General features: G+C 73.6%; 25 protein-coding genes. 16 read left to right on the forward strand and 9 right to left on the reverse strand.

All coding sequences use genetic code 11. The features are described 5' to 3' along the window. Positions 1–26 precede the first annotated feature (26 nt). Both ET526_RS08745 and ET526_RS08750 read right to left on the reverse strand, forming a co-directional pair. On the reverse strand, positions 27–1,271 hold the full coding sequence (locus tag ET526_RS08745; protein ID WP_135467314.1) for a Zn-dependent hydrolase: 1,245 nt from the start codon (positions 1,269–1,271) through the stop codon (positions 27–29). Between the two features lie 86 nt (positions 1,272–1,357). Further along, complete coding sequence (locus ET526_RS08750) at positions 1,358–1,798, reverse strand: VOC family protein (RefSeq protein WP_135467315.1); 441 nt, start codon at positions 1,796–1,798, stop codon at positions 1,358–1,360. A 139-nt stretch (positions 1,799–1,937) separates the two neighbouring features. On the opposite strand from ET526_RS08750, the gene ET526_RS08755 reads away from it, so the two are divergent. After that, on the forward strand, positions 1,938–2,384 hold the full coding sequence (locus ET526_RS08755; RefSeq protein ID WP_158295530.1) for a PepSY domain-containing protein: 447 nt from the start codon (positions 1,938–1,940) through the stop codon (positions 2,382–2,384). Positions 2,385–2,457: 73 nt separating this feature from the next. On the opposite strand, the gene ET526_RS08760 is transcribed toward ET526_RS08755, so the two are convergent. Continuing rightward, entirely contained in the window at positions 2,458–3,318 is an 861-nt protein-coding gene (locus ET526_RS08760; protein WP_135467317.1) for an NUDIX hydrolase, read from the reverse strand. Between the two features lie 148 nt (positions 3,319–3,466). Here ET526_RS08760 and ET526_RS08765 point away from each other — a divergent pair, with 148 nt between their 5' ends. From ET526_RS08765 to ET526_RS08780, 4 genes are all read left to right on the forward strand, one after another. Beyond that, a complete protein-coding gene (locus tag ET526_RS08765) occupies positions 3,467–5,347 on the forward strand; it encodes an ABCB family ABC transporter ATP-binding protein/permease (RefSeq protein WP_240048324.1) in 1,881 nt (626 codons plus the stop codon). Positions 5,348–5,464: 117 nt separating this feature from the next. Then, positions 5,465–5,734 carry a hypothetical protein gene (locus tag ET526_RS08770; protein WP_135467318.1) on the forward strand — a complete coding sequence of 90 codons (270 nt, stop codon included), beginning with the start codon at positions 5,465–5,467 and terminating at the stop codon, positions 5,732–5,734. A gap of 243 nt (positions 5,735–5,977) precedes the next feature. Then, a complete protein-coding gene (gene rpmB, locus ET526_RS08775; RefSeq protein ID WP_135467319.1) occupies positions 5,978–6,280 on the forward strand; it encodes a 50S ribosomal protein L28 in 303 nt (100 codons plus the stop codon). A 154-nt stretch (positions 6,281–6,434) separates the two neighbouring features. Further along, positions 6,435–7,196 (forward strand): sensor histidine kinase, encoded by a 762-nt coding sequence (locus ET526_RS08780; protein WP_135467320.1) that lies wholly within the window; start codon positions 6,435–6,437, stop codon positions 7,194–7,196. A gap of 14 nt (positions 7,197–7,210) precedes the next feature. Here the strand turns inward: ET526_RS08780 and ET526_RS08785 are convergent, their stop codons facing one another. The 3 genes from ET526_RS08785 to ET526_RS08795 are packed head-to-tail and all read right to left on the reverse strand — an operon-like array spanning position 7,211 to position 9,881. Next, positions 7,211–7,393 carry a DUF2783 domain-containing protein gene (locus ET526_RS08785; RefSeq protein WP_135467321.1) on the reverse strand — a complete coding sequence of 61 codons (183 nt, stop codon included), beginning with the start codon at positions 7,391–7,393 and terminating at the stop codon, positions 7,211–7,213. A gap of 2 nt (positions 7,394–7,395) precedes the next feature. After that, the gene (locus tag ET526_RS08790; RefSeq protein WP_135467322.1) at positions 7,396–9,021 is read right to left on the reverse strand and encodes an FAD-dependent monooxygenase; all 1,626 of its coding nucleotides are present in this window, start codon (positions 9,019–9,021) and stop codon (positions 7,396–7,398) included. Positions 9,022–9,029: 8 nt separating this feature from the next. After that, positions 9,030–9,881: an NAD(P)-dependent oxidoreductase gene (locus ET526_RS08795; protein ID WP_158295531.1), complete on the reverse strand. Its 852-nt coding sequence runs from the start codon at positions 9,879–9,881 to the stop codon at positions 9,030–9,032. Positions 9,882–9,980: 99 nt separating this feature from the next. On the opposite strand from ET526_RS08795, the gene ET526_RS08800 reads away from it, so the two are divergent. The 4 genes from ET526_RS08800 (at position 9,981) to ET526_RS08815 (ending at position 14,121) form a co-directional block, all read left to right on the forward strand. Next, positions 9,981–11,096, forward strand: a complete 1,116-nt coding sequence (locus tag ET526_RS08800; protein WP_158295532.1) for an aminotransferase class V-fold PLP-dependent enzyme — start codon at positions 9,981–9,983, stop codon at positions 11,094–11,096. Between the two features lie 85 nt (positions 11,097–11,181). After that, on the forward strand, positions 11,182–12,042 hold the full coding sequence (locus ET526_RS08805; RefSeq protein ID WP_135467325.1) for a MaoC/PaaZ C-terminal domain-containing protein: 861 nt from the start codon (positions 11,182–11,184) through the stop codon (positions 12,040–12,042). Beyond that, a complete protein-coding gene (locus tag ET526_RS08810; protein ID WP_135467326.1) occupies positions 12,039–13,241 on the forward strand; it encodes a CaiB/BaiF CoA transferase family protein in 1,203 nt (400 codons plus the stop codon). Before ET526_RS08805 ends, ET526_RS08810 begins: the two co-directional genes overlap by 4 nt. Before the next feature lie 10 nt (positions 13,242–13,251). Beyond that, positions 13,252–14,121, forward strand: coding sequence for an HpcH/HpaI aldolase/citrate lyase family protein (locus ET526_RS08815; protein ID WP_135467327.1), 870 nt, complete (start codon positions 13,252–13,254; stop codon positions 14,119–14,121). A gap of 16 nt (positions 14,122–14,137) precedes the next feature. Here ET526_RS08815 and ET526_RS08820 read toward each other — a convergent pair whose 3' ends face one another. Next, complete coding sequence (locus ET526_RS08820) at positions 14,138–14,770, reverse strand: DUF924 family protein (RefSeq protein ID WP_158295533.1); 633 nt, start codon at positions 14,768–14,770, stop codon at positions 14,138–14,140. 209 nt (positions 14,771–14,979) lie between these two features. On the opposite strand from ET526_RS08820, the gene hmgA reads away from it, so the two are divergent. Both hmgA and fahA read left to right on the forward strand, forming a co-directional pair. Beyond that, entirely contained in the window at positions 14,980–16,299 is a 1,320-nt protein-coding gene (gene hmgA / locus ET526_RS08825; RefSeq protein ID WP_135467329.1) for a homogentisate 1,2-dioxygenase, read from the forward strand. Beyond that, positions 16,299–17,600 carry a fumarylacetoacetase gene (gene fahA / locus ET526_RS08830; protein ID WP_192898674.1) on the forward strand — a complete coding sequence of 434 codons (1,302 nt, stop codon included), beginning with the start codon at positions 16,299–16,301 and terminating at the stop codon, positions 17,598–17,600. The genes hmgA and fahA overlap by 1 nt, the downstream gene beginning before the upstream one ends. Positions 17,601–17,622: 22 nt before the next feature. On the opposite strand, the gene ET526_RS08835 is transcribed toward fahA, so the two are convergent. Further along, positions 17,623–18,081, reverse strand: coding sequence for a MaoC family dehydratase (locus tag ET526_RS08835; protein ID WP_135467330.1), 459 nt, complete (start codon positions 18,079–18,081; stop codon positions 17,623–17,625). A 159-nt stretch (positions 18,082–18,240) separates the two neighbouring features. Here ET526_RS08835 and ET526_RS08840 point away from each other — a divergent pair, with 159 nt between their 5' ends. After that, entirely contained in the window at positions 18,241–19,674 is a 1,434-nt protein-coding gene (locus ET526_RS08840; protein ID WP_135467331.1) for an amidase, read from the forward strand. A 4-nt stretch (positions 19,675–19,678) separates the two neighbouring features. Further along, positions 19,679–20,389, forward strand: a complete 711-nt coding sequence (locus tag ET526_RS08845; protein WP_135467332.1) for a metallophosphoesterase family protein — start codon at positions 19,679–19,681, stop codon at positions 20,387–20,389. 15 nt (positions 20,390–20,404) lie between these two features. Here ET526_RS08845 and ET526_RS08850 read toward each other — a convergent pair whose 3' ends face one another. Further along, positions 20,405–21,064, reverse strand: a complete 660-nt coding sequence (locus ET526_RS08850) for a VIT1/CCC1 transporter family protein (RefSeq protein WP_240048325.1) — start codon at positions 21,062–21,064, stop codon at positions 20,405–20,407. Between the two features lie 316 nt (positions 21,065–21,380). On the opposite strand from ET526_RS08850, the gene tkt reads away from it, so the two are divergent. From tkt to ET526_RS08865, 3 genes are all read left to right on the forward strand, one after another. Next, positions 21,381–23,327, forward strand: a complete 1,947-nt coding sequence (gene tkt, locus ET526_RS08855; RefSeq protein WP_240048328.1) for a transketolase — start codon at positions 21,381–21,383, stop codon at positions 23,325–23,327. Positions 23,328–23,352: 25 nt separating this feature from the next. Next, entirely contained in the window at positions 23,353–24,396 is a 1,044-nt protein-coding gene (gap, locus tag ET526_RS08860) for a type I glyceraldehyde-3-phosphate dehydrogenase (RefSeq protein ID WP_135467335.1), read from the forward strand. A 116-nt stretch (positions 24,397–24,512) separates the two neighbouring features. Then, positions 24,513–25,709 carry a phosphoglycerate kinase gene (locus tag ET526_RS08865; RefSeq protein WP_135467336.1) on the forward strand — a complete coding sequence of 399 codons (1,197 nt, stop codon included), beginning with the start codon at positions 24,513–24,515 and terminating at the stop codon, positions 25,707–25,709. Positions 25,710–25,711: the final 2 nt, after the last annotated feature.

Below are 25,711 nucleotides of genomic sequence, written 5' to 3' on the forward strand. Positions count from 1 at the left end.
CCAGCCTACCGGTTTGTCCACGCGGCCTAGAGCGGCCGGTTGGCGCGGGCGAGCACCGCTTCGAACAGCACCTGGCAGCCGGCCTCCGCCTCCTCCGGCAGGATGCTCTCCTCCTCGTTGTGGGAGAGGCCGTCCTTGCAGGGGGTGAAGATCATCGCCGTCGGCACGCGGCGGGCGACATAGACCGCGTCATGCCCGGCGCCGGAGACGATCTCCCGCGCCTTGTAGCCGAGCCGCGCCGCGGCCTCGCGCACCAGCGCCACGCAGTCCGCATCGAAGGGCTGGTGGGCGAAGCGGAACAGTTCGGCAAGCCGCAGCCGGCAGCCGGTCTCGGCGACCAGTGCCGCGGCCTCCTCCGGAAAGCCTTCGGCCAGGCGCTCGATCTCCTCGGTGCGCGGGTGGCGGAACTCGACCGAGAAGCGCACCTCGCCGGGGACGACGTTGCGGCTGTTCGGCACGACCTGCAGGAAGCCCACCGTGCCGCGGCCATCCTCGCCGCGCTCGCGCATCCGACGGTCCACGAGGTCGATCACGCGCGCGGCGGCGACCAGCGCGTCGCGCCGCGCCGAGGGGGGCGTGGTGCCGGCATGGCTGTCGCGCCCGGTGATCACGGCGTCCCACCACACCTGCGCCTGGGCGCCGGTGACGATGCCGATCATCCGGCCCTCCCGCTCCAGGATCGGGCCCTGCTCGATGTGCAGCTCGAAATAGGCGTCGGCGGGGAAGGGCTCGGCCTTGTGCTCCCCCTTGTAGCCGATGGCGTCGAGCGCCTCGCCGACCGTGACGCCCTCCACGTCCTGCCAGCCATAGGCCTGGTCCTGCGGATAGACGCCGGCCCAGACGCCGCTGCCCATCAGGGAGTGGCCGAAGCGGCTGCCCTCCTCGTCGGTCCAGTTCACCAGCTCGAGCGGCGCCTCGGTGACGAGGCCGAGATCGTTCAGCGTGCGGATCACCTCGAGCCCGGCGAGCACGCCGAGCGCGCCGTCGAACTTCCCGCCCGAGGGCTGGCTGTCGAGGTGGCTGCCGAACAGCACCGGCGGGCGGGAGGGGTCGCGCCCCTCGCGGCGGGCGAACATGTTGCCCATGGCGTCCACGCGCACCGCGAGGCCCGCCGCCTCGCACCAGGCGCGGAAGCGGTCGCGGCCGGCCCGGTCCACCTCGGTGAGCGTCAGACGGCGGACGCCGCCCCTCGGCGTGGCGCCGATCTCGGCCATCGCCATCAGGCTGTCCCACAGCCGCCTGCCGTCGATGCGCCGGTTGGTGCCGCTCATGCCCTCTCCTCCACCCTCGCCCTGCCCTTCCCGGCCGGGAGTAGGTCCCGGCGCGGAGCCCGGCAAGCCGCCCCCGCGTGCCCGCCTCACCAGACCGGCCAGAGCCCCGGCGTCGCCAGTTCCAGGAGGTGCCCGTCCGGATCGCGGAAGTAGATGCTGATGCTGCCGCGCGGCCAGCGGGTGCGCCCCTCGATCGCGACGCCCCGGGCGGCGAGGCGCGCCTCCCAGGCCGGCAGGTCCTCCGCCGCCACGGCGAGGGCGCAGTGGATCGGGCCATGGCCGTCATGCGGCGGGATGGTGCCGCCGGGCAGGTGCGCCGTCTCGGTGGCACCGCCGCGCTGGAAGATCAGCAGGGCGCTGCGCCCGCCCACCGGATAGGCGGTGAGGCGCGCGTCGTGGAACATGAGGGAAAGCCCCAGCACGCCTTCATAGAAGGCGCGGGCGCGGTCCATGTCGTCCACGTAGAGCGCCGTCTCCAGCACGCCGGAGAGCGACGGGGGACGGTCGGGCGGGGTGTCGCTGGCCATGCGCGCGATCCTCCGCCGCTCCTCCGGGGCGTGCAACCCACGCCTTGGCGACAGGCCGAACCCCGGCCCCGCACGCGTGTTTCTGGTTCCGGCGGCCGGCGCGGCGCGGCCGCCGGCCGTGGAGAGGGAGACGGCGGAGATGAGGCGGATTCTCGGCGCGGCGATGCTGGCGGCGGCGCTCCTGCTCGGCGGGGGCGCGGCGCTGGCCCAGGGCAGCCCGGCGACGACGGTGCCGGTGCCGATGACCGACCATCAGATCGAGACGGTGCTGCGCGCCCGCGGCTACTCCGAGATCGAGGGGCTGCGGCGCGAGGGCGAGGTGTTCCGGATCGACCGCGCGAAACGCTACGGCGAGGAGGTGACGGACCTCACCGTGGACGCGGCGAGCGGACAGGTGCACAACGAGACCATGAGCGAGGCCCAGGCCCGCGCCATGCTGCGCGAGCGCGGCTTCACCGAGGTGACGGAGGTGCGGCGGGAGGGCGACCTGATCATCGCCCGCGGCCGCCGCGGCGCCGATCCGGTGGAGGTGCGCATCGACCCGAGCACTGGCGCCGTCACCCGCCAGCAGCAGGCGGTGAACTGAGGGCCCGTCCGGGCCAGGGGCGGGAAGGGGTGGCGGCACGCCGCGCGCGGGCCCCTCCCCCGCGCCGCCCCTCTCAGGCGCCCTGGTCGAGCCCCGCCCGCAGCCGTCGCCCTTCCTCGCTTCCGGGCGGGATCAGCCCCTCGCGCAGGAAGAGGTCGATCAGCACCAGGTTCACGTTGAACTTGACCTCATCGGTGTCGCGCACCGCCTCCATCACCCGCGCGGCCGGCCACAGCTCGAAGCGCTCCACCTCGTCGTCCTGCGGATGCGGCACGAACTCCTCGGGCAGGTCGAGGTCGAAGCAGTGCAGCACGTCCCGCCGCAGCCCCTCCTCCGTGCGCATGACGTAGGAGACGCGACCCACCCGCCGCGCCGTGGCGGCAAGCTCCGGCGGCACGCCCGCCTCCTCCGCCGCCTCCTTCACCAGCGTCTCCTCTGCCGTGAGGCCGGCGGGGATGCCCCCCGCCACCAGGTGGTCGAGCTTGCCCGGCGCCACCGTCTTGTGCCGCGACCGCCAGCCGACCCAGAGGTGCAGCCCGTCCGCCCGGCGCACCAGCCCGTTCACGTGCACGCCCTGGGAGATGACGCCGAAGGCGGGGATGGCGCCACGGTCGAGGGTGGCGAGCACCGCCCCCTCCGGCGTGGCGCGGATGTCGAAGGGCTCGCCCCGCAGGCGGAAGAAGCCCCGCCCGGCGAGGGAGCGGGCGATGGTGGCCAGCGCCTCGGACCGCGCGCCCGGGCTGCGCAGCCGCCCGGCCAGGGCCGCGCCCTGCGCGTCGAAATGCACCTCGCGCGGAAAGAAGGTCAGGGCGCGGGCCAGATCCGGGTCGAGCCAGCCGACCCGTGCCTCGCCGATGCGGAAGGGGATCAGCCCCGCCGGCGAGGGGAGGTTGTTGCAGGCGGCGATGTGGCGCTCGAAGCCGGAGAGGGTCATCCGGGTGATGTAGGCCGGATCGCACGGGGATGCGAAGGCGGGGGAGGGCGCCGCCCAGGGCGGCGTCCCGCGGCCCGGCCATGCGGCGGCGGCGGGTTCCCGTCCCCGCGGCCAGGACCCATCTTCGGCGGAACGAACGGAGTCGCCCTTGTCCGCCACCAGAACCGCCGTGCCCGCGCGGCGCGGCCACCTGCGCACCCTGCTCGCCCTCCTGCCCTGGCTCTGGCCGCGGCAGGAGGCGGGGCTGCGGCTGCGCGTCGTCCTGTCCCTGCTCTGCCTGGTGCTGGCCAAGGCGGCGAACGTGCTGGTGCCGATCGTCTATGCCCGGGCGGTGGACGCGCTGGCGCCGCAGGCGGGGGCGGGGCAGGTGCTGGCCATCCCGCTCGCGCTCATCCTCGGCTACGGGGTGTTGCGGGTGGCGAGCAGCGGCCTCGGGGAGCTGCGCAGCGCGCTCTTCGCCGGGGTGCAGGCGCGGGCGGCGCGGCGCATCGCGCTCGCCGTGTTCCGCCACCTGCACGCCCTGTCGCTGCGCTACCACATGGACCGGCAGACGGGGGGGCTCTCGCGGGTGATCGAGCGCGGCACGCGCGGCATCACCTTCGTGCTGAACTTCCTGCTGTTCAACATCATCCCGACCATCCTCGAGATCCTGCTGGTGGCGGGCATCCTCTGGGCGATGTTCGACGTCTCCTTCGCCGCGGTGACGCTGGCGACGATCGCCGCCTATGTCGCCTTCACCCTGGCCTTCACCAACTGGCGCCTGCGCTTCCGGCGGGAGATGAACCAGACCGACCAGGACGCCAACACCAAGGCGATCGACAGCCTGCTCAACTACGAGACGGTGAAGTACTTCGGCAACGAGGAGCACGAGGCGCGGCGCTACGACGCGAGCCTCGCCCGCTACGAGCGGGCCTATGCGCGCTCCGAGGTCACGCTGAACATGCTGAACGCCGGGCAGGCGGCGATCATCGCCCTCGGCCTGACGCTGGTGATGCTGCTCGCCGCGCGCGGCATCGCCGGCGGCGCCATGACGGTCGGCGACTTCGTGCTGGTCAATACCTACCTGATCCAGCTCTACCTGCCGCTGAACGTGCTCGGCTTCGCCTACCGCGAGATCCGCCAGGGGCTGACCGACACGGAGGAGATGTTCGCCCTGCTCGACGAGCCGCAGGAGGTGGCGGACGCGCCCGGCGCGCCCGCCCTGCGCCCCGGCCCGGGCGAAGTGGCGTTCGAGGATGTCCGCTTCGGCTACCGCCCCGACCGGCCGATCCTCAAGGGCGTCTCCTTCCGCGTGCCGCCGGGACGGATGCTGGCGATCGTGGGGCCGACGGGGGCGGGCAAGTCCACCATCTCGCGCCTGCTGTTCCGCTTCTACGACGCCACGGGCGGGCGGATCCTGGTGGACGGGCAGGACATACGCGGCGTGACGCAGCGCTCGCTCCGCGCCGCCATCGGCGTGGTGCCGCAGGACACGGTGCTGTTCAACGACACCATCCGCTACAACATCGCCTATGGCCGCCCCGGCGCGAGCGAGGAGGAGATCGTGCGGGCCGCGAAGCTCGCGCAGGTGCACGACTTCGTCATGCGCCTGCCGGAGGGCTACCGCACCATGGTGGGGGAGCGCGGGCTCAAGCTTTCGGGCGGGGAGAAGCAGCGCGTGGCGATCGCGCGCACCATCCTCAAGGATCCGCGCATCCTGATCCTGGACGAGGCGACCAGCGCCCTCGACACCCGCACCGAGCAGGAGATCCAGGCGGCGCTGCGCGAGGTCTCGGCGCACCGCACCACCATCGTCATCGCGCACCGGCTCTCCACGGTGGTGGAGGCGGACGAGATCCTGGTGCTGCAGGACGGAGAGGTGGCGGAGCGCGGCACCCATGCCGAGCTGCTGGCGCGGGACGGGCTCTACGCCGGGATGTGGCGGCGCCAGTCCGAGGCGGTGGCGGCGGCCGAGGCGGCGGCGGCGGCGCAGCGCGCGGCCGAGCTTGACCAGCCGCGGGGCCGGGCGCTGGAGGCGCCGGCCGGCTGATGCCGGCACCCGCCGCCGGCGCGTGGCACGCGGGACACGCCCCCGCCGGTTGGCGGCGGAGGGGTTCCCCCGGCACCCCGGGCGACCTATCTGCCGGCCGGAAAAGAAAGGTGCCGCATGCAGCTAGACCCCCAGGGCGTGGCCCCCGAAGATCTCAGCCACGCCGGATCGGTGGTGGACAAGGCCATCGAATACATGATGGACCAGAAGATCGCGCCGGTCTCGATCGCCTCGGCCCTGCTCGGCGGCGCCCTCGGCATGCTCGCGCGCACCCTGGACGACCGTGCGGTGGCCGCGGTGCTGCGCAACGCCCTCGCCTCGGTCGAGGCCGGGGAGCTGCGGGAGATGCGGGGGCAGATGCCGGGCCGGCCCCAGGCGGGGCTCTGACACGGCCGGCGGCCTCACCGGGCATGTCCGCGCATCGGGCTGCCGCGATCCCGTCGCGGCGGGCTGCGCCGGGCCCCGGCGTGGCGGCCGTGCCATGCCACGCGGGCCGGGGGATGCGGCCGCCGGCATGAGACGCGGCGCGCCGGCTTGACGGGCCGCCCCCGGCCGGGCCATACGCCGCCGACCCAGGACACCTTCGGCACGCGGCCCCGGCCGCGTGCGCGCATTTTCGGGAACCGCGCCATGGCCCGCCGTTGCGGCATCACCGGCAAGGGCGTGCTGACGGGCAACAACGTCAGCCACGCCAACAACAAGACCCGCCGTCGATTCCTGCCCAACCTGCAGGAGACGTCCTTCTTCTCCGACGTGCTGGCGACCAGCGTGCGCCTGCGCCTCTCGACCCACGGCATCCGCACGGTGGAGCACAATGGCGGCCTCGACGCCTTCCTGCTCGGCACCCCGGACCGCAAACTGCCGGAGGAGGCGCGGGCGCTGAAGCGGCGGATCGAGCGCGCCAAGGCGAAGAAGGACGCCACCGCCGCCTGAGCCGGCAGGCCGCGGGAGAGGCCCGCGGCGCCTCCCCGCGGAAAAGCGGCAAGGCCGCCCGGCCGGGAGCGGCCCCCTGGCCCAGCCCCCGATCCCGGCGGCCAGGGCGTGGATGGTTAGGGATTTTTCAACTTACTGCTGCTAGGCTGGGGCCATGTTCGGCCTTCCCGCCTCGCTCGCCCTCGCCCTGATCGCCGCCGTGGCGGTGCTGTTCGCCTGGCGGCTCAACCATCGGCTGAGCTTCGTGGAAGCCGCCGCCCTCCGGAAGGGGCATGAGGCGGCCATGCGGGGCCGCACCCTCGGGCTGCTGGTGCAGGAGCTGCGTGCCGCCGGCCTTTCCCTGCTCGGCCATGGCGGCACCCTGCCCCCCGCGCTCGGCGCCACCGTCGCGGCGGAGGCGGACCGCCTGCTGCGCCTCGCCGACAACCTGTCCGACTGGCTGGCGGCCGAGGCCGGCCCGCGCGTGCTGCGGCCCGAACGCCTGGCCCTGCAGCCCCTGATCGAGGAAACGGTGGCGATGGTCGCGGCCCAGCTCGGCCCCGGGCAGCGGCACTGGCGCCTCTCCCCCGATTTCGCCCCCCTGATCCTGCAGGCCGACCGGCGGGCCCTGCGCGCCGCGCTGCACCAGGTGCTCGCCCGCGCCGCGCGCATGACCCGTGACGGGGACTGGATAGACCTGCGGCCGGTGCTGACGCCGGAGAGCCTCGCCATCGTGGTGGAGGACGAAGGGGCCGGATTGCCGGCCGAGGACCTCGCCGCCGGCGCCGAGGGCACGCGCGGCCTCTGCTTCGGCCTCGCCGTGGCGCGCTCGCTGCTGGAGGCGCATGGGGGCGGGCTCCGGATCGAGAGCGCGCGCGGCATCGGCGCGCGCGCCTGGCTCACCCTGCCGCGGGAGCGCGCGCCCGGCCTCGCCTGAGCCGGGCAGCCCCCTTATTCCAGATCGGCGAGCGCGGCCGCGATCAGCGCCGCGACCCGCTCCGCGTCGTCCACCTCCCGCGCCAGGAGCAGGGCGAGCTTGGCCAGGAACAGACGCTCGCGCTCCGGCCCGGCCGCGGCCACCGCCTCCGCCAGCCGCTCCCACAGCGCCTCCAGCGCCTCGCCTTGCGCCGCCATGCTCAGCTCCCTCGTCCCATCATGCGCGCCAGCGCCGCGCCGAAGGCGGAGGCGTCGAAGCGCCGCCAGCGCCAGGCCACATGCAGGTCCGGCCGCAGCAGGTAGCCGGCGCCGGGCGCGTCGAGGCCGAGCAGCGCCACGGCGCGCGCCTCCTCCCGCCCGATGCGCAGCAGCGCGAGGCCCGGCACGGCGGCGAGATGCGCCTCGGCCGCCGCATCCCCGGCCGCGAGCAGCGCCGTGGGCGCGGGGCCGAGCAGGTCGAGCAGGTGCCCTCGCCGCCCTCCGGGCAGGGTCAGCGGCACGCTCGGCAGCACGGCGCCGGGCGGCGGGCCGGCCTCCCACTCCCCCTGCTCCGGCGTCGAGAGCGGCGAGCAGGGCAGCGCGACCGCACTGCTCTGCCGCGGGTCCACCAGGGCGCGCGCCCAGGGGTGGGAGACGGCAAGCGACAGCGCCGCCTCGCGCAGCAGGGCGTGGCCGCGCGTCGGCGGGGTCATGAACAGCGTGCTCTTGCGCGCCTCGGCGATGTTGCGGCGGGCGGCGTAGACCCGCTCGGCCGAATAGCTGTCGAGCAGCGCCTCTCCCCCCTCCCCCCGCAGCACCGCGGCGAGCTTCCAGGCCAGGTTGCCGGCATCCTCGATGCCGGAGTTCATGCCGCGCACGCCGAAGATCGGCAGCAGATGCGCCGCATCGCCCGCGAACAGCACCCGGCCGTGGCGATAGGCGGGCAGGGTCAGGCAATGCGCGCGGTAGAGGCTGACGAGGAGAAGCTCGTAGCCGCCCCGCTCGCCGAGGGCGGCGAGGTGGGCGTCGATGCGCGCCCGCACCGCCTCCTCGCGCTGCGCCGCCTCCTCGTCCTCCTCCGGGCGGAGCTGGTAGTCCACGCGCCAGATGTCGCCGGGCTGGCGGTGCATCAGCAGGGTCGAGCCGGGGTTGGAGGGCGGGTCGAACCAGGCGCGGCGCTCCGTCGGGTGGCCGGAGCGCAGGCGGATGTCGGCGATCAGGTAGCGCCCCTCATGCGACTCCCCCTCCAGCCGCAGCCCCAGCGCCTGGCGCGCCGGGCTGCGCGCGCCATCCGCCGCCACCAGCCACTCCGCCTCCAGCGCGTAGGGGCCCTCAGGCGTGGCGATGGAGAGGCGCACCCCCTCGTCCCCCTGCTCCAGCGCCCGCATCTCGCTCCGCCAGCGGATCTCGACCTCGGGGCGGGAGGCCAGAGCATCGAGCAGCGCCTGCTCGGTGAAGCATTGCTGAAGGTTCAGCATGGGCGGGTGCTTCTGGTCGGCGTCGTGCAGCATGGCGAGGCGCAGCACCTCGTGGCGGCGCCAGAAGCTGCGGCCGGAGGTCCAGGGCAGGCCGAGCGCCAGGATGCGCGAAGCGGCGCCGAACCCCTCCAGGATCTCCAGCGAGCGGCGGGAGATGCAGATGGCGCGGCTGCCGAAGCTCGCCCCCTCGCGCGCCTCGATGACCACGCAGGGGATGCCGTGGCGCGCCAGGCCCGCCGCGAGGGTCAGCCCGACCGGCCCGGCGCCGAGGATCGCCACGCGGTGCCGCACCCTCGCCCCGCGCAGCTCCGGCGGGGCGCGGAAGGGGTGGCGCGGCAGGCCGTGATAGTCGAAGGCATCCTCCGCCATGGCGGCCCTCAGCGCGACGGGGGCGTGGACAGGAAGGCGGTGAGCGCCGCGGTGTCGCGGTTCGGCCCCGCCGCGTCCGCCGCCATCTGGGCGTAGAAGCGGGCGATGGCGCGGTAGATGCCGCTCGCCGCGTCGCCCTCGCCGATGAAGCCGGCGATCTCCTCCATCTCGCCCTCCCAGCGGTAGGCCTTCTCGAAGCTGGTCGGCACCATGCGCCTGAACCAGGCGAGGAGCTGCGGCTGGCTCGCTTCCAGCTCGCGGAACAGCCCCTCCGCCGCGCCGGCGCGGCCCGCCGCCAGCATCATCGCGCTGCCGAGGGAGACCAGCCCCTTGGTGATGCCGGCATAGGACATCTTCAGCGCCGAGGCGGCGCCGACCGGGCCCGGGATCACCCGCATGTCGAGCCCGCGCGCGCCGAGCGCCGCGAGCGCGGCGGCGCCGGGGCCGGAGGCGTAGAAGACCGGGGTGTAGCCATCGGGCCGCGGCGGGCCGCCGATGATGCCGGCATCGGCGAAGCCGCAGCCGGTCGGCGCGAGGACCTCGGCGATGCCGAGCACGGTCTCCGGGCTCACCGCGTTGCAGTCGGCGTAGAGCGGCTTGCGCGGGGCGGCGGCGAGGTGCGGCGCCAGGCGCTCGGCCAGCGCGCGCGCCTCCGCCGGCGGGACGATGGAGAGGATGATCTCGGCCCCGGCGATGGCCGCATCCTCCACCGCGCGCATCCCGGCGGCGGCGGCGCGCTCGGCGCTGCGGGGGCTGCGCCCGGCGAGGGAGGTCAGCACGGTCACGCCATGCTCGGCGAGGCGGCGGGCGACACCGGCACCCATGGCGCCCTGGGCGATGACGGCGACGACGGGGGGCATGGCGTCCTCCTGCTTGGGGCGCCCCCCATGATGGCGCTCCCCGCCCGGTTTGACAGGGGCCGCCGGCCGGGCGCTGATGGGCGGGGAGGAACGCCGCCCATGGACCCGCTGTTCGACCCCGCCGAGTTCCGCATCCCGCCCGGCGTCGCGCATGTCTGCGCCGGCGGCGAGACGCCCTTCCTGCGCCGGCACGACGCCGCCCTGCTCGCCTATGCCGCGGACAAGAGCGCCGGCGCGCCCGGCCGCGCGGCGCAGGAGGCGCGGGTGGCGCGCGCGCGCGACCTCGCCGCCGCTGCCTGGGGCGTAAATCCGGCCGATATCGGCTTCTGCGCCCATGTGGCCGAGGGCGTCTCGCTGGTGGTGGAGAGCCTCGACTGGCGCGAGGGCGACAACGTGGTCATGGACCCGGACGAGTATCCCTCCGTGGTCGCCCCCGCGGCGTTGCGGCGCCACCCGCGCGTGGAGGTCCGCCACGCCCGCATGAAAGACCCGGAGGCGGTGGCAGCGGCGGTGGACGGGCAGACGCGGCTGATCGGCGTCTCCCATGTCTCCTACCTGACCGGGGAGCGCTTCGACCTGGCGCCGCTGCGGCGCATCGCCGACCGGGTCGGCGCGCTGCTGGTGGTGGACCACACCCAGGCCGCGGGCTACCTGCCGATCCGCCCGCACCTCGCCGACTTCGCCTTCGCCGCGACCTACAAGTGGCTGCTCGGCATGACGGGAACGGCCATCGCCTACTGGAACCGCGCGCGCCAGCCCGCCTGGGCGCCGGCGACGGCGGGGTGGCACTCCCTCGCCACCGGCACGGCGCGGCCGGATTATGCGGGCGGGCTGGCGCTGGTGCCGGACGCGATGCGCTTCGCCCGCGGCAATCCCGCCCATGCCTCGCTCTACGTATTGGCCTCGGCGCTGGAATGGCTGTCGCAACACGAGGCCGAGGCCGTGCGGCGCCATGTGCAGGCACTGACCACGGCGCTGCTGGCGCGGCTGCGCGAGGCCGGGATTCCGAGCACCACGCCGGAGGATCCCGCCCGGCACGGCGCCAGCGTCTGCATCGCCACGCCGGAGGCGGCCGGGCTCGCGCGCGTGCTGCAGGAGCGCGGCGTCTGGGCATGGAATGGGCGCGGCCGCGTCCGCTTCAGCTTCCACGGCTACAACGGCATGGCGGATGTGGAGCGGATCATGGCGGCGCTCCGCGCGACCTGGCGCGCCTAGGCGCCGGCGCCGCCCCGCCCTATCCTCCCGGCAACCGCCGGGAGGAGGCACCGCTCCCTTCCGGCCGCCAAGGAGGAGAGGTCCGATGCCGCCGACGCTGAGCGAGGAGCTGCAATCCTGGATCGGCCGCACCCGCGAGGTGGAGGAGGAGATCACCCTCGCCGCCGTGCGCCGCATCGCCGGCATGCTCGACTTCGACCCCGAGGGCTTCCGCCGCGGCGATCCCCTGCCGCCGCACTGGTTCACCCTGTTCTTCGGCGATGCGGTGCGGCACTCCGACATCGGCGCGGACGGACACCCGAAGCCCGGCGTGGTCCTGCCGCCTATCCCGCTGCCGCGCCGCATGGGCGCGGGGCGGCGCGTGACCATGCCGGGCACGCTGCGCATCGGCGACACGGCGACCAAGGTGGCGGAGGTCGCCGCCATCGTGCCGAAGCAGGCGCGCACCGGCTTCATCACCGTGCTGACGATGCGCCACACCATCCGCCGCGGCGGCGAGACGGTGGCGGTGGAGGAGTTCGACGCCATCTACCGCGAGGCGGTGAAGCCGGGCGAGAAGAGCGGCGTCGGCGCCCCCGTCCCCGCGCCCGCGGAGGCGGACTGGCGGGAGGAGAGGCGCCTCGATGCCGCGCTGGTGTTCCGCTACTCCGCCGTCACCTGGAACGCGCACCGCATCCACTACGACGCCGACTATGCGCGGCAGGAGGAAGGCTACCCGCACACCGTGCAGAATGGCGGGCTGACGATGCAGCTCGCCCTCGACGCGGCGGTGAGGCACACCAGGGGGCGCCTCGCCGCCTACACCGCGCGGCTGACGCGGCCGATCTATGTCGGCGACACCATCACCCTCGCCGGAAGGGCGCCGCGGGACGGCAAGGTCGCCGCCTGGGTGCAGGACCGCGACGGACATCTCTGCGCCGAGCTGGAGTGCGAGTTCGCGCCATGAGCGGCGGGCCGCTCGAGGGTGTGCGGGTGGTGGACCTCACCACCGTCGTCGTCGGGCCGATCTGCACGCGCACCCTGGCCGACCAGGGCGCGGAGGTGGTGAAGGTGGAGGCGCCAGGGGGCGACATCCTGCGCTACCTGGCCGCCGGCTGCCGCACCCCCTCCATGTCCGGCAAGTTCCTCAACTTCAACCGCAACAAGCGCTCCGTGGTGCTGGACATCAAGCGGCCGGAGGGGCTGGCGGCGCTGCGGCGGCTGATCGCGGCGGCGGACGTGTTCGTCTCCAACGTGCGGCCGGCGGCGCTGAAGCGGGCGGGGCTCGACCATGCCTCGCTGGCACCGGAGAATCCGCGGCTGATCCATTGCGGTATCGTCGCCTTCGGCACCGACGGGCGCTACGCCAACCGCCCGGCCTACGACCCGGTGATCCAGTCGCTCTCCGGCGTCGCCGGCACCTTCCATCGCGCGATCGGCGAGCCGCGCTTCGTGCCGATGGTGATGACGGACCACATCACCGGCCTGGTCGCGGCGCAGGCGATCGGCTTCGCCCTGTACCGGCGCGAGAAGACCGGCCTGGGCGAGGCGATCGAGGTGCCGATGTTCGAGACCATGGCGAGCTTCGTCGCCTCCGAGCATCTCGGCGCCGCCACCTTCGACCCGCCGGAGGGGCCGACCGGCGACGGCCGCCTGCTCTCGCCCGACTACCGCCCGCTGCCGACCAAGGACGGCTACATCACCGTCCGTCCGAACAACGACCGCCAGGCCTTCGCCTTCTTCGACGCCATCGGCCGCCCCGAGCTGAAGCAGGATCCGCGCTTCGCCAGCCCCATCCTGCGCACCGAGAACGCCGCCGACTACTTCAGGGTGCAGGTGGAGGCGCTGGCGCAGCGCACCACGGCGGAGTGGCTGGAGATCTTCGCCGCCGCCGACGTGCCCGCCGCCGGCTACAACACCATCGACGACCTGCTGGACGACCCGCATCTCAACGACGTCGGCTTCTGGAGCATCGAGGAGCACCCGACCGAGGGCCGCATCCGCCGCACCCGTACCCCTGTCACCTTCGGCGGCGGCATGCGCCGGGAGGGGCGGCCGGCGCCGCGCCTCGGCCAGCACACGCGGGAGGTGCTGGCCGAGCTCGGCTACGCGGAGGCGGAGATCGCCCGCATGCTGGAGAGCGGCGCGGCGCAGGAGCCGACGTGAGGGACATGCCATGACCGCCCGCCCCCTGCCGAACTGGCGCTCCCTGCTCTTCGTGCCGGCAACCGCGGAGCGCTTCGTCGCCAGGGCGCATACCCGCGGCGCCGACGTCATCATCCTCGACCTCGAGGACAGCATCCCGCCGGCGGAGAAGCCGGCGGCGCGCGATGCCCTGGCCGGCGCCGCCGCCGTGGTCGGACAGGCGGGCGCCGAGGTGTGCGTGCGCATCAACCGCCCCCTGGAGCTCGCCGTGGCGGACATCGCCGCCGCGGTGATGCCGCGCGTCGCGGCGCTGATGCTGCCGAAGGTGATGGGGCCGGAGCATGTGCGCCTGCTGTCGGAGGTGGTGGCGGCGCGCGAGGCGGCGCAGGGGATGGAGCCGGGCCACACCCGCCTCGTCGCCGTGGTGGAGACGCCGCAGGCGCTGCCGCACCTTGCCGCCATCGCCGGCGCGGATCCGCGCGTCGTCGCGCTCGGCCTCGGCGTCGAGGATCTGGCGACGGAGCTGGAGGCGGCGCCCTCCGCCGACCTGCTCTACCACTACGGCATGATGGTGGTGGCCGCCGCGCGCGGCGCCGGGATCCTGCCCATGGGCAGCGTCGGCGCCTTCGCGGATTTCCAGGACCTGGAAGGCTACCGCGCCTCGCTGCGGCGCTCCCGCCGCCTCGGCTTCGCCTGCGCCGCCTGCATCCACCCGCTGCACGTGCCGATCATCAACGAGGAATACGGCCCGACGGCGGAGGAGGTGGAGCGCGCCCGCCGCCTGATCGCCGCCTTCGAGGAAGCGGTGGGGAAGGGCCAGGGCGCGGTCGCCTTCGAGGGGGCGATGATCGACCTGCCGGTGGTGGAGCGGGCGCGGCGGCTGCTGGCGCGGGCGCGGTAGCGCCGCGCCGGGGCGCTCACAGCGGGGGCGGCTTGCGGGTGTGCACGAACTCGCCCCGGGCGAGATACGCCGCCTCCTCCGGCGTGGAGGCACGGCCGAGGATCGGGTTGCGGTGCGGGAACCGACCGAAGCGGGCGATCACCTCCCGGTGCCCGCGCGCCTGCCCGGCGGAGAATTCGTAGAGCGGCCGCAGCGGCGCCGCCACCGCGCGGGCCAGCGCATCGGCCATCGCCACCACCCGGTCGAGCCGCTCCAGGTGGTCCGGTCCCTCGGCGTGGACCAGCGGCAGGTAGAAGAAGAGCTTCTCCCAGGGCCAGTCCAGCGCGTCGTACTGCCCGGCGCGGATCCCCTCCTCGGCGGTGCGCAGCGCCTTGGCGTCGCAGGCATAGGCCTCGGCGGTGCCGGCGAACAGGCCGCGCGGAAACTGGTCGAGGACCAGGATCAGCGAGAGCCGGCTGCGCGCCGCGCTCTTCCACGCCTCGAGCCGGCCGGCCCGCGCCTCGTCGAGCAGCGGCGCGAAGCGGGGCAGCGCCGCATCCATCCCGCCCCCGAACCAGCGGAGGATCATGTCGCGGTGCTCCTCCGGCGGCGCCTGCTCCAGCCCCGGCGGAAACCAGAATTCGTGCACCGCCCGCCAGCCTTCCTCCATCCCCGCCTCCCTTGCCACCGGACGAGCCTGCCACGATGGCACACCGTCCTGTCCAGGGCGCAGGCAGAGCTGCCGACGCTCAAGGAAGGCGGAGGCGTGCTCCGGGAGCCGGATCATGCTGTAGCGCACGGCGCGGCTTTCGGGGCAATCTCCCGCCCCTGCGACGGCGCGGGAGCCCCTCCTCCCCGCCGTGACCGAAGGAGTTCGCCATGACCCTCGTTTCCCGCCCCCCCCGGACCGGCGCGGCCACCGAGGACGGCCTGATGCCCGGCTTCGGCAACGAATTCGCCACCGAGGCCCTGCCCGGCGCCCTGCCGATCGGCATGAACAGCCCGCAGAAGGCCCCCTACGGCCTCTATGCCGAGCAATTCTCCGGCACCGCCTTCACCGTGCCGCGCAAGGAGGCGCGGCGCACCTGGCTCTACCGCATCCGCCCGAGCGCGGCGCACCGCGCCTTCCGCAGGATCGCGCAGGGCCAGCTCTGCGGGCCGTTGGCGGAGCCCAACCCGAACCGCCTGCGCTGGGACCCGCTGCCGATCCCGGAGGAGCCGACGGATTTCGTCGCCGGCCTCGTCACCATGGGCGCCAACGCGCCGGCCGAGGCGCTCTCCGGCGTGACGGTGCACGTGTATCGCGCCAACCGCTCGATGGAGCGGGTGTTCATGGACAGCGACGGCGAGCTGCTGCTGGTGCCGCAGCAGGGGCGCCTCCTGCTCGCCACCGAATGCGGCCGGCTGGAGGTGGCGCCAGGGGAGATCGCCCTCATCCCCTGCGGCATGAAATTCCGCGTCGAGCTGCCGGAAGGGCCGGCGCGCGGCTACGTCGCGGAGAACCACGGCGCGGCGCTGCGCCTTCCGGATCTCGGCCCGATCGGCGCCAACGGGCTGGCGAATCCGCGCGACTTCCTGGTTCCCGCGGCCTGGTTCGAGGACCGCGACGAGCCGACCGAGCTGGTGGTGAAGTTCCAGGGCACGCTGTGGGCGACCACGCTCGACCACTCGCCCCTCGACGTGGTGGCGTGGCACGGCAACAACGTGCCCTGCAAGTACGACACGGCGCGGTTCAACACCATCAACACGGTCAGCTACGACCACCCGGACCCCAGCATCTTCACCGTGCTGACCTCTCCCACCGCGGTGCCGGGGGTGGCCAACATGGATTTCGTGATCTTCCCGCCGCGCTGGATGGTGGCCGAGAACACCTTCCGCCCGCCCTGGTTCCACCGCAACGTGATGAACGAGTGCATGGGGCTGGTGCACGGCGTCTACGACGCCAAGGCGGAAGGCTTCGCCCCCGGCGGGCTCAGCCTGCACCCGCGCATGAGCGCGCACGGCCCCGACGCGGCGACGACGGAGAAGGCGATCAACGCCGACCTCAAGCCGCACAAGATCGAGGGCACCCTCGCCTTCATGTTCGAGACCAGCCAGGTGATCCGCCCGACGCGCTTCGCCATGGAGTGCGCGCAGCTCCAGAAGAGCTACGATGCCTGCTGGGACGGCCTGCCCAAGAGCTTCACGGGGGCGCGCTGATGGCGGTGGACGCGACGCACGACCCGGCGCGGCGGAGCTGGGTCGCCTCGGCCAACGGCCATCCCGACTTCCCGATCCAGAACCTGCCGCTCGGCGTGTTCTCGCCCCCCGGCGGCACGCCGCGCGGCGGCGTCGCCATCGGCGACATGATCCTGGAGCTCGGCGCGGTGGCGCCGCTGCTCTCCGGCGAGGCGCGGCGTGCCGCCGAGGCGGCCGCCGGGCCCGCGCTCAATCCGCTGCTCGCCCTCGGCGCCGGGCCGCGACGGGCGCTGCGCGGCGCCCTCTCCGACCTGCTGGCGGAGGGCAGCGCGCAGCACGAGGCGGCGGCGCCGCATCTGCACGAGGCCGAGGCCTGCGCGCTGCACCTGCCGGCGCGCATCGGCGACTACACGGACTTCTTCGCCGGCATTCACCATGCCACCAACACCGGGCGGCTGTTCCGCCCGGACAATCCGCTGCTGCCCAACTACAAATACGTGCCCGTGGCCTATCACGGCCGCGCCTCCTCGGTGCGGCCCTCGGGCACCGGGGTGCGGCGGCCGCGGGGGCAGCGCAAGCCCCCCTCGGACCCGGCACCGAGCTTCGGCCCCTCGCGCAACCTCGACTACGAGATGGAGCTCGGCATCTGGATCGGGCCGGGCAACGCGCTCGGCGAGCCGATCCCGATCGGCGAGGCGGCGCAGCACGTCGCCGGCTTCTGCCTGCTGAACGACTGGTCGGCGCGCGACATCCAGGGCTGGGAGTACCAGCCGCTCGGCCCCTTCCTCGCCAAGAATTTCTGCACCTCCATCAGCCCGTGGATCGTCACGTCCGAGGCGCTGGCGCCCTTCCGCATCCCGCAGCCGCAGCGGCCGGAGGGAGACCCGGCGCCGATGGACTACCTCATGGACGCGACGGACCAGGCGGAAGGCGGACTCGACATCGCGCTGGAGGTGCTGCTGCTGACGCCGGGCATGCGTGAGAAGGGCATGAGACCGCACCGCCTCTCCCTCGGCAATGCGCGCCATCTCTACTGGACGGTGGCGCAGATGGTGGCGCACCACACCGTCGGCGGCTGCAACCTGATGCCCGGCGACCTGTTCGGCAGCGGCACCGTCTCCACGCCCGGGCCGGACGGCTTCGGCTCGCTGCTCGAGATCACCGAGGGCGGGCGCAGGCCGGTGGCGCTGCCCTCCGGCGAGGAGCGCCGCTTCCTGGAAGATGGCGACGAGGTGATCTTCCGCGCCCGCGCGGAGCGCGAGGGCTTCGCGCCGATCGGCTTCGGCGAGTGTCGCGGCACCGTCCTGCCGGCGCAAAGCTGAGGGGCGGCAGGCCGCCGCCTCCTTATTCGTAGACGAGCGAAAGCGTCTCCGCGACCAGGGCGGGGCGCTCGCTTCCCTCGACCTCCACCGTCGCCTCCATGGTCAGGCGATGGCAGCCATCGCCCAGCGCCTCGACGTTCTTCAGCGTCAGGTGGCCGCGGATGCGCGAGCCGGCCGGCACGGGGGCGGTGAAGCGCACCTTGTTCGAGCCGTAATTCACGCCCCGCTTGCGGCTGGCGATGCGGAAGATGCCCTGGTTCAGCTTCGGCAGCAGCGACAGCGTCAGATAGCCATGGGCGATCGTCCTGCCGCCCGGCATCTCCTTCTTCGCACGCTCCACATCCACATGGATCCACTGGTGATCGCCCGTCGCCTCGGCGAACTGGTCTATCATCCTCTGGTCCACGGTCAGCCAGTCGCTGGTGCCGAGCTTCCTGCCGACATGCGCCTTCAGCGCCTCGACATTCTCCACCTCGAGCATGCGGTCTCCTTCCCTCCTGCGTTCTCGTTTGGCCGCGGGCGTCACCGCGCCTCTCCACCTGCGGATTAGTCGCATATCGGCCGGGGCTTGGCCAGACGCGCCCGTTGCCATCCGCCCCGCCCCGAGGGAGGCTTGGCCCATCCGAAGGGAGGAGATGCGATGCCGGACCTGGCCTGGACCTCCGCCGCCGACCTCGCCGCGCTGATCCGCGCGCGACATGTCTCGCCGGTGGAGGTGATGCGCGCCACGCTCGACCGCGCCGAGCGCTCCCAGCCCCTGCTCAACGCCTTCATCACGCTCTGTCCGGAGCAGGCCATGGCCGCGGCGCGGCAGGCCGAGACGGCGGTGATGCGGGGAGAGGCGCTGGGGCCGCTGCACGGCGTCCCCTTCTCGGTGAAGGATCTGGTGCCCACGGCGGGCGTGCGCACCACCTTGGGCTCGCTGATCTTCAAGGACCATGTACCGGAGCAGGATGCGGCGCTGGTGGCGCGGCTGAAGGCGGCGGGCGCGATCCTGTTCGGCAAGACCACCACGCCGGAGTTCGGCCAGAAGCCGCTGACCGAGGCGCCGCTGTTCGGAAGGACCAGGAACCCCTGGGACGCCTCGCGCACCCCCGGCGGCTCCTCGGGCGGGGCGGCGGTGGCGGTCGCCACCGGCATCGGGCCGCTCGCCGTGGCGACGGATGGCGGCGGCTCGACGCGCATCCCGGCGGCCTGCAACGGCGTGGTCGGGTTCAAGCAGGGGCTCGGCGTGGTGCCGCAGGAATGGGCGCAGGACGGGTTCGGCAACATCTCCTACGTCACGCCGATGACGCGCACGGTGATGGACACGGCGCTGATGCTGGACGCCATAGCCGGCCCGCACCCCGCCGACCCCCTCACCGCCGGCCGCCCCCAGCCGCGCTTCGCCGAGGCGGCGCGGGCGGAGGGCGACCTCCGCGGCACGCGCATCGCCTGGCGCCCGCGCCTCGGCAATGCGCGCGTCGCGGCGGAGGTGCTGCGCCTCTGCGGCGAGGCGCTGCGCGACCTCGCCGGCACCGGCGCGGCGGTGGAGGAGCAGGCGGGCGCCTTCGAGAACCCGGAGGCGGTGTGGTTCGTGGTGAACGGCAGCTACCGCCTGGCGCAGTTCGGCCATCACCTGGAGCGCCACCGCGCCATCATGGACCCGGTCTTCGTGCGCCAGATGGACCGGGTGCGGAGCCACTCGGCGCAGGAGCTGTACCGCGCCATCTTCCAGCGCACCGCGCTCTACCGGCAGGTGCAGTCCTGGTTCGAGGCGGCGGACATCGTGGCCATGCCCACCCTCTCCCGCACCGCCCTGCCGCTCGACCAGGACTTCTTCGGGCCGATCGAGATCGACGGGGAGGCGGTGCCCAACCTGCGCGCCGCCTGGTATCCCTACACCATGCCCTTCAACCTCACCGGCAACCCCGCCGTCTCCCTCCCCTGCGGCGTCGCGTCCGACGGGCTGCCGGTGGCGATCCAGCTCGTCGCCCGGCCGGGCGAGGATGCGCGCCTCCTGCGCGTCGCCGCGCTGTTCGAGCAGGTGCGCTCCTGGGCGCGGCGCCGCCCCGCCGTGACGGGGCTCGACTGAGGCCATGGAGCTGGAGCCCGCCCCGGGGTCGCTGCCGCCCGGCCACCGCGTCTATGCCATCGGCGACATCCATGGCTGCTCGGACCGCCTCGCCAGCCTGCACGCGCTGATCGCGCGCGACCTCGCGGCGCGGCCGGTAAAGCGGCCGCTGCTGCTGCACATCGGCGACTACGTGGACAAGGGGCCGGACAGCGCCGGGGTGCTGGAGCGCCTGCTGGCCGGGCCGCCCGTGCCGGGTCTGCCGGTGGTGAACCTGATGGGCAACCACGAGCGCACGATGCTGGATGCGCTGACCGGCGACCGCGCCTCGATCACCGACTGGCTCCACACCGGCGGGCGCGAGGCGCTGGAGAGCTGGGGCGTGCCGGCGGAGGAGCCCGCCCTCTGGGCCGGGCGCATCCCGGCGCGCCATCAGGAGTTCGTCCGCGGCCTCGCCCTGCACCACCGGCTGGGCGACTACCTCTTCGTCCATGCCGGGGTGAAGCCGGGTGTGCCCCTGGAGCGGCAGGACCCGGACGACCTGCTGCGCATCCGCCAGACCTTCCTGAGCTCGGAGGCCGACCACGGCGCCATCGTCGTGCACGGCCATACCCCGGTGCGGCACGGGCCGGAGGTGTATCACAACCGCATCAACATCGACACCGGCGCGGTGTTCGGCCGCCCCCTCACCTGCCTGGTGCTGGAGGGGCGCCGGCTCGGCTTCCTGCAGGCCTGACGCGCCCGGCGCGCGTCAGCCGGCGAGCAGCACCGCCAGCCCCGCGGCGCCGGCCGCGGCGGCGCCGATCGCCACCCGCTCCAACGCCCCCCGCAGGGGCGGGGTGCCGGTGGTCCGCGCCTGCAGATAGCCAAGGCCGAGCAGCGCCGCGCCGGTCAGAAGGGCGGAGGCGAGAAGCGCCTCGCCCGCCGCCGCCACCAGCGCGTAGGGCAGGAGCGGCACCAGCCCGGCCAGCCCGTGGGCCAGGCCCACCCTGGACGCCGCGGCGGCGGCATGGCCGGGCAGCGGCTCCTGCAGATCGAGCTCGAACCGCATCATGAAATCCACCCAGCGCCTGCGGTCGGCGGCGATCGCCTCGGTGGCGCGCTGCAGGGTCTCGCCGCGCAGCCCGTACCGGTGCAGCAGCGCCGCGACCTCCCACTTCTCGCGCTCGGGGTAGTCGTGGGTTTCCTGCTCCTCCCGCGCGCGTTCGGCGGCGTAGTGCCGCGCCTCGGCGCGACGGGCGAAATAGAGGCCGAGCCCGTGCGCGATGCCGCCGGCGGCGGCCGCGGCAACGCCGAGGGCGAGGACCGGCCCCGCCGCGACGCCACCCATGGCCAGCGCCGCGGCCAGGGCGAAGGGCAGCACCATCCCCGCCAAGGCGCCGGCGATGAGATCGCGCACCGCCTCCGGCACCCTGACATGCTGTTCGCCTTCCGGCGGGCCGGGAGGCTGAGGCGGAAGCCCTTCGCGGTAGGGGGCGGGTACGGGAGTGTCCATGCCACTCAAGCTAGGGTGTCCGGCGGCCCATGGCGACAGCGGAGAAGGCGGACGCGGGCCGCCCCGGCGCGGGTTGCCCCCCGGAGGAGCCCCCTCTATAGGGCGCCGCGTTGCGGAGATCGAGACAGCCTTGGCCACCACCGAGCCCGATACCCAGCCAGCAACGCGCCCGACGCCCGCGCAGCATCGCCAGGCCGAGATCCTCGCCCGCCCCGCCTCCGAGGAGCGGCGCATGGCGGATGCCATCCGTGCCCTGGCGATCGACGCGGTGGAGGCGGCGAAATCCGGCCATCCCGGCATGCCGATGGGCATGGCCGACGCGGCGACGGTGTTGTTCACCCGCTTCCTGAAATACGACGCCGCCGATCCGCGCTGGCCGGACCGGGACCGCTTCGTCCTGTCGGCCGGGCACGGCTCCATGCTGCTCTACGCCCTGCTGCACCTGACCGGACATGCCGGCATGGACACCGAGGCGCTGCGCCGCTTCCGCCAGCTCCACTCGCCAGCGGCAGGGCACCCGGAATTCGGCGAGCATCCGGGAATCGAGACCACCACCGGGCCGCTCGGCCAGGGCATCGCCAACGCCGTCGGCATGGCGCTGGCGGAACGCCTGCTGGCCGCACGCTTCGGCAGGTCGCTGGTGGACCACCGCACCTGGGTCATCGCCTCGGACGGCGACCTGCAGGAGGGGGTGAGCCACGAGGCCGCCTCGCTCGCCGGGCATCTGCAACTCGGCAAGCTCACCGTGCTGTGGGACGACAACAGCATCTCCATCGACGGCGACACCGCCCTCTCCTTCTCCGAGGACGTGCTGAGGCGCTTCGCCGCCTATGGCTGGGCGGTGCGCCGCGTGGACGGGCACGACCACGCCGAGGTGGCTGCGGCGCTCGCCTGGGCCTGCCGCAGCCGCCGCCCGACGCTGATCGCCTGCCGCACCGTCATCGGTTTCGGCGCGCCGAAGAAGGCCGGCACGGCGGCGAGCCACGGCGCCCCCCTCGGCCCGGAGGAGGCGGCGGCGGCGAAGAGCGCGCTCGGCTGGAACCACCCGCCTTTCGAGGTCCCAGACGGGCTGCGCGAGCGCTGGGAGGCGGCGGGGCGGCGCGGCGGCGGCGCCCGCCGCTCCTGGCTCAAGCGCCTGGCCCGGCACCCGCAGCGCGAGGAGTTCGAGCGCGCCATGGCCGGGCGACTGCCGGAGAACTGGCATGAGCGCCTGGCGGCGCTGCGCGCCGCGCTGGCCACGGAGCGGCCGAAGCTCGCCACCCGCGTCTCCAGCCAGAAGGCGCTGGAGGCGCTGGTGCCGGTGGTGCCGGACATGGTGGGGGGCTCGGCCGACCTGACGGGGTCCAACAACACCAATGTGAAGGGTGTTCCCGCGATCGCGCCTGGCAACTTCGCCGGCCGCTACGTCCATTGGGGTGTGCGCGAGCATGGCATGGCGGCGGCGATGAACGGCATGGCGCTGCATGGCGGGATCATTCCCTATTCGGGCACCTTCCTGGTGTTCAGCGACTACATGCGCCCCGCGATCCGCCTTGCCGCGCTGATGCGTCAGCGCGTGATCCATGTGCTGACGCATGACAGCATCGGGCTCGGCGAGGACGGGCCGACCCACCAGCCGGTGGAGCACCTTGCCTCGCTGCGCGCCATGCCCAACCTCTGCGTCTTCCGCCCCGCCGACGCGATCGAGACCGCGGAGTGCTGGGAACTCGCGGTGAAGCGCGCCGACGGCCCCTCGGTGCTGGCGCTGACCCGCCAGGGCGTGCCGGCGCTGCGGACCGACGCGGGCGAGAACCGCTGCGCGCGCGGCGGCTACGTGCTCGCCGAAGCCAGCGGGCCGCGACGCGCGACGCTGATCGCCACCGGCAGCGAGGTCGCGGTGGCGATGGCGGCGCGCGAGGCGCTGGAGGCCGAGGGTATCCCCGCCGCCGTCGTCTCCCTGCCCTGCTGGGAGATCTTCGCCGCGCAGGACCTCGGCTACCGCGAGGAGGTACTGGGCGAGGCGCTCCGCGTCGGCATCGAGGCCGCCGCCGGCTTCGGCTGGGAGCGCTGGCTGGGGCCGGAAGGGATCTTCATCGGCATGACCGGCTTCGGCGCCAGCGCGCCGGCCGAGGCGCTGTTCCGCCATTTCGGCATCACGCCGGAGGCGGTGGCGGCGGCGGTGCGCAAGCGGCTGAACTGAACGAACAACCGGGAAGGAGCACCCCATGGCCGTCAAGGTCGCGATCAACGGGTTCGGGCGCATCGGGCGCCTGGTGCTGCGCGCCGCCGTCGAGAGCGGGCGCGACGATGTCGAGTTCGTCGCCATCAACGACCTCGGCAGCCCCGAGGCGAACGCCCATCTGTTCAAGTACGACAGCGTCCATGGCCGCTTCCCCGGCGAGGTGACGGTCGAGGGCGACACCATGACCATCACCATGGGCGGCCGCCGCTGGGGCCCGATCAAGGTGACGGCCGAGCGCGACCCCACCAAGCTGCCCTGGCAGGGCGTGGACGTCGCCGCCGAGTGCACCGGCATCTTCACCAAGTCCGACCAGGCGGCGAGGCTGCTGCAGGCCGGCGCGCGCAAGGTGCTGGTCTCCGCCCCAGTGACTTGGGCCGAGGAGCACGCGGACATCACCGCGCAGGCGACGATCGTCTACGGCGTGAACCACGACACGCTGAAGCCCTCGCACAGGATCGTCTCCAACGCCTCCTGCACCACCAACTGCCTCGCGCCCATGGCCAAGGTGCTGCATGAGAAGTTCGGCATCGAGCGCGGCTACATGGTGACGGTGCACGCCTACACCGGCGACCAGAACACGGTGGACACGCTGCACAAGGACCTGCACCGTGCCCGCGCCGCCGCCGTCTCCGCCATTCCCACCACCACGGGCGCGGCGAAGGCGGTCGGCCTCGTGCTGCCGGAGCTGAAGGGAAAGCTGGACGGCACCGCCATCCGCATCCCGACGCCGAACGTCTCCCTCGTCTCGCTCGACGTGAACCTGAAGGCCAAGGGCGTGACCAAGGAGCAGGTGAACCAGGCGATGAAGGAGGCCTCCGAGGGGGCGCTCAAGGGAATCCTCGCCTACAACACCGAGCCCCTCGTCTCCGTGGACTTCAACCACAACCCGGCCTCCTGCACCTTCGACGCGACGCAGACGCAGAGCGTGGACAATGGCGGGATGATCCGGGTGATGGGCTGGTACGACAACGAGTGGGGCTTCTCCAACCGGATGTCGGACACCGCCGCGCTGCTGGGGAAGCTGTAGCCTTCCGGCACGCCTGCCGGCGCGTGCCGCGGTCCTGCCGGCCACGCGCCGCCACGTCCAACACGGCCTTGGCGCGGGCCGGGAAGGTTCGCGCCACCCTTCCTGGAGCACGCGCCATGCCTCGCTTCCGCACCCTCGATCAGCTCGACCCGCGCGGCAAGCGCGTGCTGCTGCGCGCCGACCTCAATGTGCCGGTGAAAGATGGACGGATCACCGATCGCACCCGCATCGAGCGCCTCTGCCCCACCATTCGCGAACTGGCGGAGAAGGGCGGGCGCGTCATCGTCATCAGCCATTTCGAGCGCCCCAAGGGCCGGCGCGTGCCGGAGATGTCGCTGAAGCCGATGCAGGAGGCGCTTTCCGTCGCCCTCGGCCGTCCTGTCGCCTGGGCCGATGACTGCATCGGCGAGGCGGCCGAGGCGGCGGCAGCGGTGCTGAAGGACGGCGAGGTTCTCCTGCTGGAGAACACACGCTATCACGCCGGCGAGGAGAAGAACGACCCGGAGATGGCCCGCGCCCTGGCGCGCCTCGCCGATGTCTATGTCAACGACGCCTTCTCCGCCGCGCACCGGGCGCATGCCAGCACCGAGGGCGTGGCCCGGCTGCTGCCCGCCTATGCCGGGCGGCTGATGCAGGCCGAGCTGGAGGCGCTGGACGCGGCCCTTGGCAACCCGGCGCGGCCGGTGGTGGCGATCGTCGGCGGCGCCAAGGTCTCGACCAAGCTCGACCTGCTCGGCAACCTCTCGCGCAAGGTGGATGTGCTGGTCATCGGCGGCGCCATGGCCAACACCTTCCTGGCCGCGCAGGGACACGCCATGGGCCGTTCGCTGCAGGAGGCCGAGATGCACGATACGGCGCGCCGCATCCTGGAGGAGGCGCGGGCCGCCAATTGCGAGATCCTGCTGCCGCTCGACCTGGTGGTGGCGCCAAGCCTCGCTCCGGATGTTCCCACACGCACGGTGCCGGTGGGCGCGGTGCCGGAGGACATGATGGCGCTCGATGTCGGACCGGAGACGGTGGCGGCGATCGAGGCGCGGCTGCGCCGCGCCAGCACCATGGTCTGGAACGGTCCCCTCGGCGCCTTCGAGACGCCGCCCTTCGACATGGCCACGGTGGCGGTGGCGCAATCCGTCGCCGCGCTGACCCAGTCGGGAGGCATCAGGTCCATCGCCGGCGGCGGCGACACCGTCTCGGCGCTGAAGCATGCCGGGGTGGCGGAACGGATGAGCTATGTTTCCGCCGCAGGCGGCGCCTTCCTGGAATGGCTGGAGGGCAAGACCCTGCCGGGCGTCGCGGCGCTCGAGGTGGCCTGAGC

This window comes from Crenalkalicoccus roseus (genome assembly GCF_004761865.1).
Classification (GTDB): Bacteria; Pseudomonadota; Alphaproteobacteria; order Acetobacterales; family Acetobacteraceae; genus Crenalkalicoccus; species Crenalkalicoccus roseus.

Bases quoted from the DNA above. Each gene is read 5' to 3' on its own strand.
- ET526_RS08745 (WP_135467314.1), bottom strand. From the start codon at position 1,271: ATGAGCGGCACCAACCGGCGCATCGACGGCAGGCGGCTGTGGGACAGC.
- ET526_RS08750 (WP_135467315.1), bottom strand. From the start codon at position 1,798: ATGGCCAGCGACACCCCGCCCGACCGTCCCCCGTCGCTCTCCGGCGTG.
- ET526_RS08755 (WP_158295530.1), top strand. From the start codon at position 1,938: ATGAGGCGGATTCTCGGCGCGGCGATGCTGGCGGCGGCGCTCCTGCTC.
- ET526_RS08760 (WP_135467317.1), bottom strand. From the start codon at position 3,318: ATGACCCTCTCCGGCTTCGAGCGCCACATCGCCGCCTGCAACAACCTC.
- ET526_RS08770 (WP_135467318.1), top strand. From the start codon at position 5,465: ATGCAGCTAGACCCCCAGGGCGTGGCCCCCGAAGATCTCAGCCACGCC.
- rpmB (WP_135467319.1), top strand. From the start codon at position 5,978: ATGGCCCGCCGTTGCGGCATCACCGGCAAGGGCGTGCTGACGGGCAAC.
- ET526_RS08780 (WP_135467320.1), top strand. From the start codon at position 6,435: ATGTTCGGCCTTCCCGCCTCGCTCGCCCTCGCCCTGATCGCCGCCGTG.
- ET526_RS08785 (WP_135467321.1), bottom strand. From the start codon at position 7,393: ATGGCGGCGCAAGGCGAGGCGCTGGAGGCGCTGTGGGAGCGGCTGGCG.
- ET526_RS08790 (WP_135467322.1), bottom strand. From the start codon at position 9,021: ATGGCGGAGGATGCCTTCGACTATCACGGCCTGCCGCGCCACCCCTTC.
- ET526_RS08795 (WP_158295531.1), bottom strand. From the start codon at position 9,881: ATGCCCCCCGTCGTCGCCGTCATCGCCCAGGGCGCCATGGGTGCCGGT.
- ET526_RS08800 (WP_158295532.1), top strand. From the start codon at position 9,981: ATGGACCCGCTGTTCGACCCCGCCGAGTTCCGCATCCCGCCCGGCGTC.
- ET526_RS08805 (WP_135467325.1), top strand. From the start codon at position 11,182: ATGCCGCCGACGCTGAGCGAGGAGCTGCAATCCTGGATCGGCCGCACC.
- ET526_RS08810 (WP_135467326.1), top strand. From the start codon at position 12,039: ATGAGCGGCGGGCCGCTCGAGGGTGTGCGGGTGGTGGACCTCACCACC.
- ET526_RS08815 (WP_135467327.1), top strand. From the start codon at position 13,252: ATGACCGCCCGCCCCCTGCCGAACTGGCGCTCCCTGCTCTTCGTGCCG.
- ET526_RS08820 (WP_158295533.1), bottom strand. From the start codon at position 14,770: ATGGAGGAAGGCTGGCGGGCGGTGCACGAATTCTGGTTTCCGCCGGGG.
- hmgA (WP_135467329.1), top strand. From the start codon at position 14,980: ATGACCCTCGTTTCCCGCCCCCCCCGGACCGGCGCGGCCACCGAGGAC.
- fahA (WP_192898674.1), top strand. From the start codon at position 16,299: ATGGCGGTGGACGCGACGCACGACCCGGCGCGGCGGAGCTGGGTCGCC.
- ET526_RS08835 (WP_135467330.1), bottom strand. From the start codon at position 18,081: ATGCTCGAGGTGGAGAATGTCGAGGCGCTGAAGGCGCATGTCGGCAGG.
- ET526_RS08840 (WP_135467331.1), top strand. From the start codon at position 18,241: ATGCCGGACCTGGCCTGGACCTCCGCCGCCGACCTCGCCGCGCTGATC.
- ET526_RS08845 (WP_135467332.1), top strand. From the start codon at position 19,679: ATGGAGCTGGAGCCCGCCCCGGGGTCGCTGCCGCCCGGCCACCGCGTC.
- tkt (WP_240048328.1), top strand. From the start codon at position 21,381: ATGGCGGATGCCATCCGTGCCCTGGCGATCGACGCGGTGGAGGCGGCG.
- gap (WP_135467335.1), top strand. From the start codon at position 23,353: ATGGCCGTCAAGGTCGCGATCAACGGGTTCGGGCGCATCGGGCGCCTG.
- ET526_RS08865 (WP_135467336.1), top strand. From the start codon at position 24,513: ATGCCTCGCTTCCGCACCCTCGATCAGCTCGACCCGCGCGGCAAGCGC.